The organism is Pseudomaricurvus sp. ABR4_320, from assembly GCF_056159445.1.
The window spans coordinates 92,197-108,477 of the sequence record NZ_JBSWVF010000002.1; the positions used below are offsets into that span (position 1 = coordinate 92,197).

General features: G+C 50.5%; 13 protein-coding genes. 9 read left to right on the top strand and 4 right to left on the bottom strand.

Annotated features, from left to right (window positions below; all coding sequences use genetic code 11):
- Positions 1 to 20: 20 nt before the first annotated feature.
- Positions 21 to 464: a MarR family winged helix-turn-helix transcriptional regulator gene (locus ACXAFR_RS03690; RefSeq protein ID WP_475172083.1), complete on the bottom strand. Its 444-nt coding sequence runs from the start codon at positions 462 to 464 to the stop codon at positions 21 to 23.
- A 111-nt stretch (positions 465 to 575) separates the two neighbouring features.
- Here ACXAFR_RS03690 and ACXAFR_RS03695 point away from each other — a divergent pair, with 111 nt between their 5' ends.
- The 6 genes from ACXAFR_RS03695 (at position 576) to ACXAFR_RS03720 (ending at position 8,558) form a co-directional block, all read left to right on the top strand.
- Positions 576 to 1,343 carry a siderophore-interacting protein gene (locus ACXAFR_RS03695; RefSeq protein ID WP_475172085.1) on the top strand — a complete coding sequence of 256 codons (768 nt, stop codon included), beginning with the start codon at positions 576 to 578 and terminating at the stop codon, positions 1,341 to 1,343.
- Positions 1,336 to 1,896 carry a GlcG/HbpS family heme-binding protein gene (locus tag ACXAFR_RS03700; RefSeq protein WP_475172087.1) on the top strand — a complete coding sequence of 187 codons (561 nt, stop codon included), beginning with the start codon at positions 1,336 to 1,338 and terminating at the stop codon, positions 1,894 to 1,896. The genes ACXAFR_RS03695 and ACXAFR_RS03700 overlap by 8 nt, the downstream gene beginning before the upstream one ends.
- 215 nt (positions 1,897 to 2,111) lie before the next feature.
- Positions 2,112 to 3,650 (top strand): alpha/beta hydrolase, encoded by a 1,539-nt coding sequence (locus tag ACXAFR_RS03705; RefSeq protein ID WP_475172090.1) that lies wholly within the window; start codon positions 2,112 to 2,114, stop codon positions 3,648 to 3,650.
- A 19-nt stretch (positions 3,651 to 3,669) separates the two neighbouring features.
- On the top strand, positions 3,670 to 4,422 hold the full coding sequence (locus tag ACXAFR_RS03710; RefSeq protein WP_475172093.1) for an ABC transporter ATP-binding protein: 753 nt from the start codon (positions 3,670 to 3,672) through the stop codon (positions 4,420 to 4,422).
- The gene (locus tag ACXAFR_RS03715) at positions 4,422 to 5,594 is read left to right on the top strand and encodes an ABC transporter permease (RefSeq protein ID WP_475172095.1); all 1,173 of its coding nucleotides are present in this window, start codon (positions 4,422 to 4,424) and stop codon (positions 5,592 to 5,594) included. The genes ACXAFR_RS03710 and ACXAFR_RS03715 overlap by 1 nt, the downstream gene beginning before the upstream one ends.
- Before the next feature lie 402 nt (positions 5,595 to 5,996).
- The gene (locus ACXAFR_RS03720) at positions 5,997 to 8,558 is read left to right on the top strand and encodes a membrane-bound PQQ-dependent dehydrogenase, glucose/quinate/shikimate family (protein WP_475172097.1); all 2,562 of its coding nucleotides are present in this window, start codon (positions 5,997 to 5,999) and stop codon (positions 8,556 to 8,558) included.
- 6 nt (positions 8,559 to 8,564) lie between these two features.
- On the opposite strand, the gene ACXAFR_RS03725 is transcribed toward ACXAFR_RS03720, so the two are convergent.
- Positions 8,565 to 9,116, bottom strand: coding sequence for a YgjV family protein (locus ACXAFR_RS03725; protein WP_475172098.1), 552 nt, complete (start codon positions 9,114 to 9,116; stop codon positions 8,565 to 8,567).
- 142 nt (positions 9,117 to 9,258) lie between these two features.
- Here ACXAFR_RS03725 and ACXAFR_RS03730 point away from each other — a divergent pair, with 142 nt between their 5' ends.
- Together ACXAFR_RS03730 and ACXAFR_RS03735 are read left to right on the top strand one after the other, a co-directional pair.
- A complete protein-coding gene (locus ACXAFR_RS03730) occupies positions 9,259 to 9,741 on the top strand; it encodes a cupin domain-containing protein (RefSeq protein WP_475172100.1) in 483 nt (160 codons plus the stop codon).
- Positions 9,742 to 9,957: 216 nt separating this feature from the next.
- The gene (locus ACXAFR_RS03735) at positions 9,958 to 10,707 is read left to right on the top strand and encodes an SDR family NAD(P)-dependent oxidoreductase (protein ID WP_475172101.1); all 750 of its coding nucleotides are present in this window, start codon (positions 9,958 to 9,960) and stop codon (positions 10,705 to 10,707) included.
- A gap of 74 nt (positions 10,708 to 10,781) precedes the next feature.
- On the opposite strand, the gene ACXAFR_RS03740 is transcribed toward ACXAFR_RS03735, so the two are convergent.
- The gene (locus ACXAFR_RS03740; RefSeq protein ID WP_475172102.1) at positions 10,782 to 13,133 is read right to left on the bottom strand and encodes a TonB-dependent receptor; all 2,352 of its coding nucleotides are present in this window, start codon (positions 13,131 to 13,133) and stop codon (positions 10,782 to 10,784) included.
- Positions 13,134 to 13,340: 207 nt separating this feature from the next.
- A complete protein-coding gene (locus ACXAFR_RS03745) occupies positions 13,341 to 14,357 on the bottom strand; it encodes a DUF1838 family protein (protein WP_475172105.1) in 1,017 nt (338 codons plus the stop codon).
- Positions 14,358 to 14,664: 307 nt separating this feature from the next.
- On the opposite strand from ACXAFR_RS03745, the gene ACXAFR_RS03750 reads away from it, so the two are divergent.
- Entirely contained in the window at positions 14,665 to 16,260 is a 1,596-nt protein-coding gene (locus ACXAFR_RS03750; protein WP_475172108.1) for a carboxylesterase/lipase family protein, read from the top strand.
- The last annotated feature ends 21 nt before the right edge of the window (positions 16,261 to 16,281 follow it).

Below are 16,281 nucleotides of genomic sequence, written 5' to 3' on the forward strand. Positions count from 1 at the left end.
AGGGCGCGAACAGATTCTGCTTAGAGGTTTGAGTCTGTTGGAGAATCCAGATTCGTTTGCAGGCGAGTCAAGAGTGCTGTGCTTGCGGCTATCTCCTCCTCAGTAACGCCTCGGTACATGGCAGCATGAACCCGGCTTTCGGCTTCGCTCATCTGAGTCATCATCTCTGTTCCTTTGTGGGAGACACACAACAGATGACTGCGCTTATCCGATGGGTGAGGGGTTTTTTCCAGTAGATTCTGATTGATCAACTCTTGCAACAGCCGTGTCACCTGTGCCTTGTCCCGTTTTAGGATTTGGGCAATGGACTGACTGGTACAAGGGGACTCCCGTCTGACCAACCGCATGACTTTGAGATGAGTGGGAGCCAGGTCAATACCCGCCTTGCGAAATTCCTTGCCAAGCTGCTGTTTGAAGCTGTGTAAGACGTTGGAGGCGCAATGAATGATGTGGTGATCTTGCACGACGGGAACCTATTTTGAAAATATAGTTGATAGTATCAACAAGTTTCGGTAGTGTAGTTGATAAGGTCAATTATATGTTGGCGAGATGTGATCGCCAAGGAGAACTCTTCTGTGAAAACGTCCCAAATGCAATCCTCTGAAGAGCCGGTGTTGGTTCGGTCGCGTCATCCGCTAAAACTTCGCCAGCTGCTTGTTACACAAAGAACCCAATTGACGCCCAATATGGTTCGAATCGAATTTGAGAGTCCGGATCTTGCCGACTTCGCGTCTCTTTCCCCCGATGATCACGTCAAAGTATTTATTCCTTTGGCAGACGGAGAGTCCGCCAAACGCGACTACACGCCGCGTTACTTTAGCGCCGCAGAGCAGCGCCTGACTCTGGATTTTGCGGTGCATGAGGGTGGCCCAGCCGCCCAGTGGGCTCAGCAGGCGCAGGCGGGGCAAACGCTTCAGGTTGGCGGACCAAAAGGTTCGCAGGTCGTGGAAGGTGATATACGACAATGGTTGTTGATTGGTGATGAAACCGCTCTACCGGCCATTGGGCGCCGTTTGGAGGAGCTGCCAGCAGGCGTTCACGTACAAGTGTTAGTGACGGTGCCTTCTGCAGATGATTGTCAGACATTCGAGACTGCGGCCGATACGCAAATTCATTGGCACTGCCGCTCGAAAACGGAGTTAATTACTGCCGAGCCCCTGCTGCAAGAATTGGACAAGAGGGCCAACCTGCAGCAGACATTTTGTTGGCTGGCGGGGGAATCCGGCATGGTGAAAGCCGTACGCCAATATTTGTTGGAGTCCCGACAGCTGCAGAAACCTTGGTTAAAGGCCGCGGGCTATTGGCGTTATGGCTCTGAAGAAGCGGGTGAGCGTTTTGATTAATTTCTGTGCATTTAGGCTGTTGAATACACTGAGTATTGGGAAGACATCTAAGCCCGGTAGTCGCCTGCAAGACGGTATTCGTTTCGCCTGTATGCTGTTCGCAAGCATGTTGTTATTTTCCGAGGTGACTATGGCACAAGATACGATGACAAAATCACAACGTCATCTAACCCTTATCGCTGCGAATAGGTTTGTGGCTGCCGCCGTGCGGGAAGCCGAGCAGCGGCAGGTCAATATTTGTGTCGCTGTCGTCGATGCCTCTGGGCATATGATTGCATTTCAGCGTATGGATGACGCAGCATTAGTGTCTGTTGATGTTGCCATCGAAAAGGCCAGGACCGCTGCTTACATGAAGACAGATGCGGACTTTTTTGAATCAAAAATCAATGGCGGTGAGACGGCTCTATTATCGGTGCGTGAGCTTATGCCTCTGGCAGGTGGTGTCGTAATTGAGCAAAACGGCGAAATCGTCGGTGCTCTTGGCGTGAGTGGTTCTGCGGGAGAGACTGATCTCGCCATTGCGCAAAAAGCCGCGGGGGTATTGAAAGAGTAGCCGTCTTTAAAGAGGACCTCTGACAATCTGCGTCTTAGGTTTTCAACGTAAGGGAACCTCTGATTTTAAACGACCCGGTTAGCATTAACTCCAGATCGCCCTAAACTTCAACTTCCTTATGCGTCATACTATGTGGACACGAGCGTAGCTCTGTTATTGGGAAACGTCAGTGACCTGCTAAGCTTCATAGGGATCGCATAAAAGGTAGGGTATGGATGCAATTGGGTAGTTGTTTGCGGCTAGGTTGGCTCGCCCTGGTATTCAGTGTGGTGGGCGCCGCGAAGGCGTGGGCGGAAGTCCCGAAACCGGAGGATATTCGTGATCCTTCAGCAGAGGTTCTGGAAAACGTCGGTGAATTAGAATTTCGACAATGCCGGATTCGCGCACAGGGCCGCGAGCGCAAGGTTCAATGTGCCTGGTATCCCGTGCCAGAAAATCCTGCGGATGCTGATGGCAAAACGATCGATCTCTTCGTTGTACGTCTGCCTGCCAAACGCTCATCGACGAAAATTCAGGATCCCGTTCTTTTTATCGCCGGTGGGCCAGGTCAGGCAGCCAGTGAATCCTATCTTTATGCCGATTATCAGTGGCCAGCGCTGGCGGTTAATCGGGATTTCTATCTTATCGATCAGCGCGGCACCGGCTATTCCAATCGCTTGGGATGTGACGAAATCCGAGAGCGCTATGCCGGTCTCGAAACCGAAACCGATTTATCTGTCATCAGACAGGCAGCCAGGGATTGCGTAGCCCTGTTAGATGCGGACGTGCGTTTCTACAACACGGATACCACGGTTCAGGATTTCGAAACCCTGCGTCAGGCCATGGGTATTGAAATCTGGAACCTCCTTGGGGTTTCCTATGGAACTCGTGTGGCTACCCACTATATGCGTCGCAATCCGGAAAGCGTACGCAGTGTGGTTCTGGATTCCGTACTGGCGCCCTCAGAGGTGCTCGGTCTCAACATTGCTCATTTAAGTCAGGCGATGCTCGATGTCTTAATCGAGCGCTGCCAGCAAGATGTCATGTGCCATAAGCGCATGCCTAATTTGAAATTCGAAATTGATCAATTGTTTCAACGGCTCAATGAGAGCCCGGTTAACATCCGGGTCGAAAATTTTACCAGCGGTGATATTGAAGACGTCGAATTTACCAGCGAAATGTTGGCGACGCTGGTGCGAATGTATTTGTATTCAAGTAGCACAGCGGCACTGCTGCCACCTATGCTGCATGAAGCCGCTGTAAAGAATAATTTCTCGCCCCTGGCGCGAGCCGCTCAGGCAGTCAACGATTCCCTGGAGGATGCCATCTCCACCGGGTTACATAATTCGGTGGTTTGTACAGAAGACGCGCCTTATCTTAACGAGTATCCGGATACCCTTTCGAAACTCAATCGAGACAGTTATTTCAGATTCGATTTTGTGGAATTTTTGCAGGCAACCTGTAGCGTGTGGCCGGTTGGTGAAAACAAACTTTCTCGAGAGCCGCTGCAGTCGAACATTCCTACGTTACTGGTCTCAGGTGAGTATGACCCCATTACGCCTCCCGCTTACGCAGAAAAAACCGCGCGTGAATTAAGTCATGCAACGCAGCTCGTCTTGAAGGGACAGGGTCATTTTGTCAGCGTGACAGGGTGTATGCCCGACTTGATTGAAATCTTTATCAACGACAAAAGCACAGAGAATATCGATACCCAATGTTTGGATCGAATCAGTGCAGATCCCGTGTTCATCAACTTTAATACAGCGTCACCTTAAAACCTGTTCGTAGGCATTTATGATTCACGCAGAAGGCTTGGCAAAATCCTTTGCCAAAAAGGGCAGCCGCAAAGAAAAAGTTGCCGCGGTCCAGAGCGTTTCCTTTCGGGCCGAAGACGGCAAGATTACGGGTTTGCTGGGGGCCAATGGTGCAGGTAAGTCGACGACGTTACGGATGCTGGCGGGAATGATCTCGCCGGATTCCGGCAGTGCGCAAATCGACGGTTGGGATATTGTTAAAGACAAACTCGAGGTTCGCAGATCCATTGGCTATATGCCGCATAACTCGGGCATTTACCCAAGATTAACGGCGATCGAAAATATCGAATACTTCGCAGCTCTCGCAGGGGTTGAAAAACCGCTGATCAAGTCACGTGTATTGGAGTTGGTCGATATTTTAGGTATGGAAGCCTTTGCGGATCGTCGTACTGCTGGATTCTCTCAGGGACAGAGAACCAAAGTGGCGCTCGCTAGGGCCTTGGTTCACAACCCGAAAAATCTGATTCTCGATGAGCCCACCAATGGGCTTGATGTCATGGCCACACGGAGCCTGCGAAAAATTTTGGAAAGCTTACGCGAACGCGGCCACTGTGTGCTGATCTCAAGCCACATCATGCAGGAGATTACCCATTTGTGTGACCATGTCGCCATCGTTAATGATGGGCGCGTTGTCATTGAAAACAGTGTTGAGCAGATTCTGCAGCAAACCGGGCAAGACGATTTTGAAGATGCGTTTGTCGTTGCCATTGGCGAATCTCTGGGAGACGCCTGATGTCGCAGATTTTTCTTATTATGTGGAAAGAGATTCGCGATAACCTGCGCGATAAACGTTCTTCGTATTTTGCCATTCTTTATGGCGCACTTATTTTGCCGGCGCTAACTATGGTGCCGCTGATCATTCAGGCCAATAAGCACATTAAGAGCTTTGATGCCGGCACCGAATTTTCTTTTTATGAGATGGAAAAAGCACCGAATCTGGTGAGCTATCTGACGTCCAGAAATTTAGATGCTAAACCCATCGGTGATGATTATGAACAGCAGATCCTCGATGGTGACGTCGATTTGGTTCTGACCCTGGATGAAAGTTACAGCGAAAGCTTGCAAGACGGCAAGCCCGCAAAACTGTTTCTGCACTATCGTAAGGAGCGACAGGATTCTGAGGCACTCTACTGGCATGTGAGATCTGAACTGGATAACTACGCGAGAGTAATTGGCAGTAAGCGTATGACCGTACGGGGATTTACGCCTGAGCTGCTAAAACCTCTTGATGTGATTGATAGAGACTTGTCAGAGCAGAGTAAGACGTCCAGCCAGCTGGCGAACATCGTGACGTTTCTGATTTTCTTCTCTTGCTCTATGGGAATTTTTTATTTAGCGGCCGATTTGACAGCCGGTGAGCGCGAGAGATCATCATTGGAGCCTCTGTTAAGTTTGCCGGTCTCCCGCAATAAAATTGTTCTTGGCAAATACCTGTCGGTTTTGGTGTTTTGCATCGGATCTATGACTCTGTCCCTGGTGTGTTGTGCCTTGTTATCGTCGTTTTTGCCGGAGCGATTTTTTGAATTTGCGGACATTCCTTCTGTCATCACCTGGTTAAAGATTTTCGTCAGTGCTGGGCCAGCGTGCATTTTGATTTCCAGCTTTATCCTGGCCATTGCCACCTTCGCCAAAAGCCAGAAAGAAGCGCAGACACTGATCGGGTTGGCGATGTTTGTTCCATTGGCACCGATGTTAATTAATTTGTTTATGGACGTTAGAGAAACGCCCATTCTCTCGGCAATCCCGATACAGGGAAATTATCTCTACACCGACCGAGTCATGATGGACACCAGTTATTCACTGCTGCATGTGCTGCCCGCCAGCTTGGCGTGTATCGCTGCGGCACTGGCCTTTCTGGCTGTGGCCTTCTACCTCTTTCGTCAGGACAGCATTTTAAGCAGTTAAATATTGGGCGTAGTAGGCACTTCGCCCTTAACCCTTCTTTGTCATTCCTGTGATTCTTTTGTAATCCGTCATAGCAATCCAACGCGTACTTTGACCATGCGCACTTTTCCGGTATGCCGTTCTAATCGGTAATCAATACGGCGATTGCGACGCCTATCCGAAAAGTGCGTAAGGATCTTCTTCCTGTAAAAGGACTTCTTTTCTCATTCGCGTGAATCACTTCATAAGTGAACGTTCACCGCTGATTCACAGAACGCAATGAGATTCTAAGGAAGCTCTGATTAACGCAGCGATGTCAACGCAGGTAATTAATCAGAGGTTTCCTAATTTGGGGTTCGATATCACCAGACACTCCGTCTGCGATGATTATTGGCATATCGGTTTTTCTCTTGGGGTTTAATCATGAGTGAAGTACATGGGGGTGGCGGCCGTTCTGGCTGGCTGCCAAAACTCGTCGGTGCGCTGGTCGCGTTATCCGGTATCGGCTTTATCGTGGGAGGCTTCTGGCTCATTGCCGTTGGTGGCTCCTGGTACTACGGCATTGCCGGTGTTGGTATGCTCGCCGCCGGTGTTCTGCTTATGCAGCAAAAGCGTTCGGGGGCACTGTTATTCGGCGTTGTCTTACTCTTTAGTTTTCTGTGGGCCGCCTGGGAATCCGGCTTGGATTATTGGCGCTGGGTCCCTCGTTTCGATGTGGTTTTGATATTGGGAATCCTGGTTGCGTTCACGTTGACCCGGTTGGATTCGCCATTTAGTAAAAAAACAATGCAGCGTTGTATTGGCGCTGGTATTGCTGCCTTTTTAGTTGCATTTGGGTTTGCCTTTGCGCCTCACGGGGTTACTCCTGCCGTGCCAGATTTTCCCGATGCGGCCACCGCTCAGGTGCAGACGCATATCGATTCAGATCAGGTAACGTCACAGAGTGGGGATGAAGCCAAGGCTGGCGATTGGCCAAACTATGGCAGGGCTGGTGATGCACTGCGTTACTCCCCGCTAACGCAAATCAACAAAGAGAACGTCGGCTCGTTGCAGCGAGCTTGGACATTTCGTACCGGTGACTTACCCGATGAACGTTGGGGGGCTGAGACAACGCCACTGAAGGTGGATAATCGTCTGTATCTCTGCTCTTCACGCAATATGATGATGGCTTTGGATGCCGCAACGGGCAAAGAAATCTGGCGGTACGATCCCAAAGTGTCCGAGTCGACCATTCCCTACACGGCAGCCTGTCGTGGTGTTACCTATGTGGATGTCAGCAAACTGAACTCGGCTGGTCCAGCCCAGGCTGCACCTCAAATGCAGGAGGTCTCAGCCGATCAATCGCAAACAGCCAGTTTGCAACCGGCTGTTTATTCCGAAACTGCTACCGAATCAGAACAGCCTGCTGGCGATGGATTCTGTGAGCAGCGTATTGTCGAAGGGACGCTTGACGGTCGCATCATCGCTGTCGATTCGAAAACCGGCAAACTCTGCACGGACTTTGGTGATAACGGCCAGGTTGATATCACTCAAGGTATGGGGGTGCCTGAAGGTCAAAGCTATATGGTGGCAATCAACTCTGCGCCGGTGGTTGTTGATGGCGTGATTGTGACCGGTCACCAGGTGACGGATGGTCAATATCGCTGGGCACCTTCCGGCGTTATTCAGGGCTTTGATGCTGTCACTGGTGAGTTGCGTTGGGCATGGGACGTTGGTGCCCCGGAGCGCACCGGTAAGCCGCAAGACGGAGAGACCTATACCAAAGGCACACCTAACATGTGGACGACTGCCACGGGTGATGAAGAGTTGGGGCTGGTGTATCTGCCCATGGGTAACTCCGCTGCCGATTACTGGAGCAGTTCTCGTCGCGATTTTGAAACACCCTACACAACGGCTCTGGTTGCGCTAAACGTAAAAACCGGCAAAGAGGTCTGGAAGTTTCAGACCGTGCATATGGATGTTTGGGATTATGATCTGGGGTCTCAGGTCAGTTTAATTGACTACCCAGATAAAACCGGTACGCCTGTGCCTGCCGTGGTTCTTCCCAGCAAACAAGGTGATATCTACATTCTTGATCGTCGCACCGGAAAACCCCTGACCGAGGTGGCTGAAAAACCGGCTCCGCAAGGTGGTTTAGAGCCGGAAATGCGTGCGGCAACGCAACCCCATTCTCTCTATCACACACTGCGCAAGCCAGATCTAACGGAAAAAGATATGTGGGGTCTGACACCCTTCGATCAAATGTACTGTCGCATCAATTTCAATCGTGCGTCTTACAAAGGCTTTTACACGCCGCCAACCACAGAGACCCATTGGATCGAATATCCTGGCTACAACGGTGGATCTGACTGGGGAAGTGTTGCCATTGATCCTGAGCGTGGCGTCATGATTGCCAACTACAACGATATGCCTAATTACAATCAGCTGGTGCCGCGTGAAAAAGCCAATGAATTAGGGTGGTTGCCTCGAGACCAGCAAACTGAGAAGAAAGGCAGCACAGCAGAAGGTGCTGGTGATCCGCAAGAAGGTGTTCCTTACGCCATTGATGTGAACGCTGGCTGGCGGGTGAAGTTTACTGGCATGCTGTGTAAAGAGCCTCCCTACGGTGGTATTCGTGCCATCGAGCTGGCAACCGGACGTACCCTGTGGGATCGCCCAATCGGTACCGCACGCAAGAACGGTCCTTTCGGTATTGCCTCGCACCTGCCCGTGACAATTGGCACACCCAATAACGGTGGCTCTGTCGTTTCCCGAGGTGGTTTGATTTTCATCGCCGCGGCAACCGATGACCTGATTCGTGCCATCGATATCGAGACGGGTGAAACGGTATGGCAGGATGCTCTGCCCGCAGGCGGTCAAGCAAACCCAATGATATACGAGCAAAATGGCAAAGAGTATTTGGTGATTGTGGCCGCGGGTCACCATTTTATGGAAACCAAAGAGGGCGATTACGTTATCGCTTACGCCTTGCCTGATAAAGCCTGATAGGTTTTATTCGGCCCCTTTAGCCCCGCCTTGTGCGGGGCTTTTTTGTGCCTGTGTGGTTTTTCTATCCCTTAACAACCGCCACATGGTGGTGCAGTTTACCGCGATTAAGGTGGCCTCCAGCAGCGTTGGCCCGATGGATCCAACGAGAATATTATTGGTCAGCCAGCAGCAGGCGCCCAATAAAAAACCGCACCGCATGGCGATGCCGCGTAAACAGAATACCGAGAAGGTGCCAATGCAATTGCCAACGACTGGAATCATATCCGTCCAGTCTTCCGCCAGATAGGCGCCCCAGCCAAGGGTGACGCCAATAAAAATAAACGCCACCCAGATTGAAGAGGTTTTTAATGCCACGAGTGCGCGAACGCCTGCCATCAAGGCACTAAAACTCGCCGTAACAGCGCCCAGTAGCGCGAAATGGAGGGCAAGGTTCAGGTTCATGACCACCATAATGACCTTTAACTGGCGATCATCTTTCTGGTAAAAGCAGTAGATCCCGAGAAAAAACGCGAGGTAGCCTAGCCCCTGGGCGAGGTTAAATTCTGGCAGTGACATACAGTAGTTTCAGGCGCGGAAACCCAGGCACGCTATCATGGCATGAGATCGGTAGCAAGGTGGGGCCTCTCCCAATCATGTGTTACTGTCGAAGGGGTAGATCGCAGAATAAAACAACGGACTTTTCAGTGTGAGGCAGGTTATGGATAAGTGTGTATTGACGAAAGCTGAGATAGACGCTTTTGAAGGTGTCGACAAGGTGCATTTTCTCAATGCCAAGGCGCAGCGCAACAACAAATCCTTGGGGGATCTTACCGGGATAACCGGCTTTGGTTTTCATATCATTGAAGTGCCCGCAGGTTGCGACTCGACGGAAGAGCATGTCCACTACTTTGAAGACGAATGCGTTTACATGCTGGAAGGGCAGGCGCAAGCGGTCATCGGCGATGACATTTTCACCGTGTCTCCGGGGGATTTTATCGGTTACCCGGCTGGTGGTGAATCACATCTGTTGCGGAATGTTTCCGATCAGCCGTTCAAATGTATTGTCGTTGGGCAGCGCCTGGATCACGACGTTGCCGATTACCCAAGCCAGAAAAAACGCATTTACCGCAACGCTGGCATGGCTTGGAATTTGGTCGATCACGATGCGATCGATACGCCAAATGCCGGTAAAAAAGTGTAGCTGTGCAGCAGCGAAAGAAAAACGTCATAAGTCTTTTTAACCGTGCGCTATAAGAGCCACGAAAACCTTTCCTATTTCGCAATAGTGACAGTTTTTATTTTTGTCCTTCCGTAGAATTTCTCATCATTCAAGCTTTCTCGCATTCAATAGATGAATGCGAGAAAGCTCTGCGCGTAACACCTCACAATAAAATACCGATAAGAAAAGAGGAAAATCATGCTACTACGTCAAAAGAATGCGTTGGTGACAGGGGCAGGTTTGGGAATAGGTCGTGCCATCGCACTGAATTATGCTCAAGAGGGCGCTGCCGTTATTGTCGCTGATATTGATGCCGCCAGTGGGGAAGAAACGGTGGCCTTTATTCGGGAGCAGGGGGGTAAGGCAGACTTCATTCCGTGCGATGTCAGTACCTCTCAGGGTAATAAGGACTTGATTGATAGTGTCGTACAGACGCTCGGCTCACTCGATGTTGCCTGTAATAATGCCGGTATCAGTGGTGACTTTGTGAAAGCGGGTGAATTGACGGACGAGCAGTGGTTGAAGGTGATTAACCTGAATCTTTCCGGCGTATTTTACGGCTGTCGTGCCCAGATAAATGCCATGTTAAAAACCGGCGGAGGCGCGATTGTTAATGTCGCATCGATTTTGGGCGCGGTTGGTTTCCCAGAAGTTGCTCCTTACACCGCGGCCAAGCATGGTGTTGTTGGGCTGACAAAAACTCTGGCATTGGAATACAGCGCATCCGGTATACGTACCAATGCGGTTGGGCCTGCGTTTATCAACACGCGATTAACCACAGAAAATTTACCCGATGACGCACGTAAATTGCTTGAAGACAAGCATGCGGTTAAACGCATCGGTGAACCGAAAGAGGTGGCCAATTTAGTCAGCTGGCTGTCGAGTGATAAAGCGAGTTTTATTACCGGTGCTTATTATCCCGCCGATGGTGGGTATTTGGCGCAGTAGAAAAGCGCCCCGAAGGGCGCTCTTTTTCCGCGAATAAAAAGAGGCGCCCGTCGCAAACGCCTCATTAATCTTACTTAGAACGAATACTTAACCTTCACACCATAGGTTCTCGGCTCAGAGAGCCCTAAAACCATGCCTGAGTTATCAGCGAAGTAAATGCCGGATGCATCGAAAGCGTAGTAATCGTAGGAGGAGGTGTAGGTGTCGTCGTCTAACAGATTGTCGACATAGGCCTGAACCTCTATGGCGTTATAGGTTATCCCAGCACGTAGATTGACCCGATGGATATCGTCGGTTTTCACATGATTCGCCTGGTTGGACCACTGGCCGTCTTTGTAAATGTAGTCGAGGCGGGCAAACCAAGGAAGATCCGGACCAGAGAGTACATTGTCGTACTGAAGTCCGAGATTTCCCGAATATTTGGAAACACCGGGCTGCTCTTTGCCTGAGAAGTCTGAAATACCGGTTAACGACGTCGCTGCCGCATTGGTATAGGACTTAATATCCGAGCCGGTATACGCCGCAGCAACGTTCATAATAAGGTTTTCGCTGATGGCCCAATTGGCTTCGAGCTCCAATCCGTACAGGTCGACTTCACCGGTATTGGCTACACCGGAAAAGCTGGTTGCCATGTCGGTTCCTGGTTCACGAACAACAATATTGATCCGGTTGATCTGCTTTTTCCATTGCGCGTAGTAAAAGGCTGTTGAGAAATTTACGGAACCATCGAGTAGCGAGCCTTTTAATCCCAGCTCGTAGTTGGTGACTTCTTCGGGTTCAACGGTCAGAGTGATGCCTTCCTCTACCGCGACGTTATAAACATAGTCGCTTAGGGTTTGAAGTCCCAGGTTAAACGCAGAAGGGTTTACACCTTGCGCGATTGAGGCATACGCCATTAAGTCATCGTTGACTTTGTAGTCGACAATAACGCGCGGCAGAAAGTTATTGAAGGTGTCTGAGGCTTGTTCGTTACCATCAACGTCGTAGGCGATGATCTCGTCTGTCTGATATCGGCCCTCTAAGCTTACGGTTAATTTTTCAGTTAAGTTGTAGCTCATACCGAAGAAGACACCGAAGGTTTCGGCTTCGTTTTCTCCGGTGGGTGTCACCGAGGAGGGGACGGGCAGTAACGACAGCAGGGTTGTCATCGTTGAGTCAGTGGTTGCATCCAAATAGCTGATGCCAACACTGCCGCGGAATTTGCCCATATTGTCATAGCTCAAGCGAAATTCCTGCGACCAATCCTCCTGTTCCCGCTCAACCAGGTACCCGTAGTTGTATTCATCAGAACCATAGTGATCAATGTCGTTGAGCAGTATCCATTGCTCCTGGTTGTAGCCAGAAAGAGATGACAAGGTGAACCCTGAATCGCCAAGATCCCAATCGGCGATTAAATGCCAGTGTTGATAATCGCGAGCCATTCCATAGTCATCGAGCATATCGGTATCGGTAATGCGGTTTTCTGAGTTATTTAGCAACGCTTTGATTTCTGGTGTTGCCTGGGTGTTGTAGGAATAACCGTCAACTTTTGTGGGGACAGTGCCGCAAAAATAAGGGGCTGAGACGATCGTACAGTTGGATTGCCCCTGAACCAGGACATTGCCCGCAGAATCTGTGATATCAACAGCGGATACAAACGCCGATGCGGCGGGACCGTCTTCATCGTGAGAATAGAAGCCGAAGCCTTTAATGGTAAGGTCGTCGGTCGGTGTCGCAATTATCAGAGCGTTGAACATCTGGGTTTTCTGATCGCCCAGAGTACTGCCGTCGTACTCGTTATCCCAGTAGCCTTGCTTGTCATACATTTCTGCGGACGTCCGAAACGCCAGCTTTTCGGGAATCAACTGACCTTCCACCTCGCCTCTCAGCCGGTAGTAGTCCTCGTTGCCAAGGGTGCCTTCGACAGATCCCGCCCAGTCTTCGCCCGGCTCACGGTTTACAACGTTGAGCGCTCCGGCAAAAGTGTTACGACCAAAATAGGCGCTTTGCGGCCCACGCAGAATCTCTACTCGCTCGGGGGATCCGACAGATGAGATGGCGGTTGTTGACGAAACTGGTACCCCGTCGATAAACATGGAGGCTGTGGTTTCTACGCCACTGCTGGGGGAAAACCCGCGTAGAGTGAAGGTTTGCACAGTGCGATCGGTTTTGCCGGAAAAGTTATCAGATATGGTGAAACCGGGCGATTGATCGCCGAGATCTTTGATTTCAACAATGCCACGTTTATCGATATCAGCCGCTGTAATCGCAGATACGGCGACGGGAACATCTTGCAGACTCTCGTCTCGTTTTCGAGCCGTGACCACAATTTCCTCTAATATGCCTTCAGCTAAAACGATTGGGGACTCCATCGATAGTGCTGATGCGATAACACCGATAGATGCGATGGTTTTGATTCCGATAGTTTTGTCTTTCTCAATAATCATGTGCTCAACTCTTCACTGCGAATTCATTGTTTTAGGTTTGGGCAAGGGGCCTTGAGCGGTTTGGACTCACGCCCTCTTATTTTGCCCGGTTGATCTCTCAGAGCAGTGGTTAAACGTCTTTACGCTTTGTCAGCGCTGTCAAAAAACGTCCTATTATTGATTAATTTTGCCTGGCGATATTACCGACCAGGGTTGTAAGTCGTTAAATTAAAGCGGTGTTGCTGTTTTCTCATAATCTGGCGTTTCTGGTGGCACCTGATCCGCGTAGTATTCGAGCGTACCGAGCACGCCAAGGTCGGGTCCGTCGGTAGGTTCTTCAAACAGATCTGGCCGGTCGCGTTCGACCCTTTCGCGAACGGCGACGGGAACATCGTCCATTCCGCCAGTGATTTGATAGCTGTGCATCCGGCCCATGAGAACACCGTGAACGCCACTTTGCCCCATCAGCATCCATGGCCACCAGGGGGCTTGTCGCATAAAACCCGCGTGAAAGCTGGCTGTTTCCAGGGAGCGATCATCGATTTCGGCGCGAGGGGTAAAAATTGTGAAGTGCTCAGACGGATTAACACGATGGCCGGTTGACGCCTTTGGCCAGCCTTCTGGCGTTACCGGATTGGTATATTCGTGGGCGTAATCCCAGCCCAGCAGATATTGATCGCCAATAGGCTGCCAGGGTAACAGAAATGGCTCACCACCTGTTTTTGCTGAGCCTATGTCATTGTTGGTGGTTTCGCTGTCACCGACGCGAAAGACCTTGCGGGTTAGGCCCAATGTGCCCCGAAAGCGGTCGTTGAGAAACGGAAAAACCTCCACCCGCTCCCCGGTCCAGGGGTTGTCCCAATGGTCAAGAATTTTGCCGGTGGCTAGGTCTGTGAAGTAGCCGCATTCTTTGCCCAGCACCTTTACGCTGCCGTCTTCAAGAATAACATTGCGAATGTTACCGAAACCGCAATAGCCGAAGAGTGGCTTGGCGCGCTGGTTTCCAACAATCGCGTATTGCACACCCTGATAGCCGGATAATACGGCTTTGTCCCCAATGGTGCCCCATAATTTGGCAAACCCGTAGAGGTTTTCTCTGGGGTCGGTGACATCCAACGGGCGCGAGTGATCGCTCGTAGCGCTTACTGTCGATCCGATGGACGCTCCAGCAGTCGATGCTGTAACCGCTGCCGTTAGACCTGCGGCGAGAAATGATCGCCGTGATTGGGTGTTCGCATCTTCCATTGAGGCTTTTCCTGAGAGTCGGTGGTCAATCAATCGGCCTTTGCAGCAATTAATAATGTGCATTGAGCAAATGGTGTAAATTCATGTTGATTTTGCGCTCGTTAGCTTTGGCCACCATGACAATTATCAAAAATCTAAAAGGTTTGTTTACTGACCGTATAACTGGGATCGAAAAATAGAACTGGAAATCGTCGAGGTTAAAATAAGGTTCGTTAGTGTATTTTTGATATTTGTTAAAGTGAACGACAGCTATAGGTCTATGATCGAACGCAGTTTCTTTCACTGACTGCTAACATTGGATGTCACAATGCGCCTATCTCGTATAAAGCCCCTTGCTCTTGCCATAACCTTGCCTCTGTTATTACAGAATTGTTCCTCCCATCATTCCTCAAGCAATATTCAGCAGGGCACTGTCGAAACTCAGCAGGGCCTGGTGCAAGGTGTGATCGAGGGTGAGCTTCTTGAATTCAAAGGTATTCCCTACGCTGCGCCCCCTATTGGAGATTTGCGCTGGCGAGCGCCACAGCCTGCTGTTGTTCGAGAAAATACCTTGCTCGCGGATCAGTTTGGAAATCGTTGTTGGCAGCGCCCCACGCCACCGGAAATGCCATCTAGCGAGTCGTATACTCAGGCAGAAAGCGAAGATTGCCTGTATCTGAATGTCTATCGGCCTGCGGGCGAAAGTGATCAACCGCTCCCTGTCATGGTATGGATTCCCGGCGGCGGCTTGGTTTCTGGTTCTGGCTCGCGTCCGGTCAACTACGGTGGAAACCTGGCACGTCATGATGTTGTGGTTGTGACGGTTAACTACCGACTGGGATGGTTTGGCTTTTTTGCACATCCGGAACTCAGCGCAGAGAATCCTGATAACGGTCAGCTGTATAACTATGGGTTGCTGGATCAAATTGCGGCATTGCAATGGGTTCAGAGCAACATCTCTAATTTTGGTGGTGACCCTGATCAAGTGACCATTTTTGGGGAGTCAGCCGGTGGGGCCTCTGTTGATGCTTTGATGGCATCCCCGCTCGCCAAAGGCTTGTTTAGCCAGGTCATTTCTCAATCCGGCTACGGTCGTGGAGACTTACCCAGAATGGAGAAGCTGGCAAAAGAAGGCGAGGAAGGCGTAGAAGCCATGGCGGCGGAACTGGCCGATAAATTATCGTTGGACGCGGCAGATCTCGCCACTCTACGCAGTTTACCACCGGAAAAGATCGTCGAGGGAACCAATTATCAGCGTTACATTCAGTTTGCGGTGGATGGCGTTACCTTGAAAAACAATGTTGCGGATGTGTTTGCCGCAGGCGACCAAGCACAGGTCCCTCTCATGATTGGCGCCAACGATTTCGAGTTTGGAATGGTGCCGCCAGAGGCGCAAAAGGCGTCGGTTCTTAAAGATATCCTTCCCGAGGCAACCTACGATCAACTGACGCCCTCGTACGAAACAGAGTTGTTACGGGATACCTTGTTTATCAGTGACTACAACTTTCATTCCCAAATTCGGGCACTATCGCAATTACAGCACGACAGCGGGAATCCGGTATACGCATACCGATTCAGTGTGCCGACTGCGGGTATTCAGCCTCCGGAATTACCAGAGAAAATTTACGGCGCAGCGCATGCGACCGAGCTGCCGTATATGTTCGGCAATTTTACCGGTGATCACATGGAGTCAAAGGAGCCATCCGCAGAGCAGCGACAGCTGTCGGAAAACATGATGAGCTATTGGACAAACTTTGCAAAAACGGGAAACCCAAATGGAGAAGGTTTGCCCGAATGGCCAAGCTTACAAACGAATGAAATGATGCAATTAAAGCTGGGCGGTTCAGAAGGAAAAGACGATCCTTGGGCTCAACGCCTGGATACCGTTAATGGCATTCTGAAAGGCTTGCCAGCCTACGAATAGGTTGCTGGCTTTAATCGGGCA

Bases quoted from the DNA above. Each gene is read 5' to 3' on its own strand.
- ACXAFR_RS03730 (WP_475172100.1), top strand. From the start codon at position 9,259: ATGGATAAGTGTGTATTGACGAAAGCTGAGATAGACGCTTTTGAAGGT.
- ACXAFR_RS03740 (WP_475172102.1), bottom strand. From the start codon at position 13,133: ATGATTATTGAGAAAGACAAAACTATCGGAATCAAAACCATCGCATCT.
- ACXAFR_RS03705 (WP_475172090.1), top strand. From the start codon at position 2,112: ATGCAATTGGGTAGTTGTTTGCGGCTAGGTTGGCTCGCCCTGGTATTC.
- ACXAFR_RS03745 (WP_475172105.1), bottom strand. From the start codon at position 14,357: ATGGAAGATGCGAACACCCAATCACGGCGATCATTTCTCGCCGCAGGT.
- ACXAFR_RS03710 (WP_475172093.1), top strand. From the start codon at position 3,670: ATGATTCACGCAGAAGGCTTGGCAAAATCCTTTGCCAAAAAGGGCAGC.
- ACXAFR_RS03750 (WP_475172108.1), top strand. From the start codon at position 14,665: ATGCGCCTATCTCGTATAAAGCCCCTTGCTCTTGCCATAACCTTGCCT.
- ACXAFR_RS03715 (WP_475172095.1), top strand. From the start codon at position 4,422: ATGTCGCAGATTTTTCTTATTATGTGGAAAGAGATTCGCGATAACCTG.
- ACXAFR_RS03720 (WP_475172097.1), top strand. From the start codon at position 5,997: ATGAGTGAAGTACATGGGGGTGGCGGCCGTTCTGGCTGGCTGCCAAAA.
- ACXAFR_RS03725 (WP_475172098.1), bottom strand. From the start codon at position 9,116: ATGTCACTGCCAGAATTTAACCTCGCCCAGGGGCTAGGCTACCTCGCG.
- ACXAFR_RS03735 (WP_475172101.1), top strand. From the start codon at position 9,958: ATGCTACTACGTCAAAAGAATGCGTTGGTGACAGGGGCAGGTTTGGGA.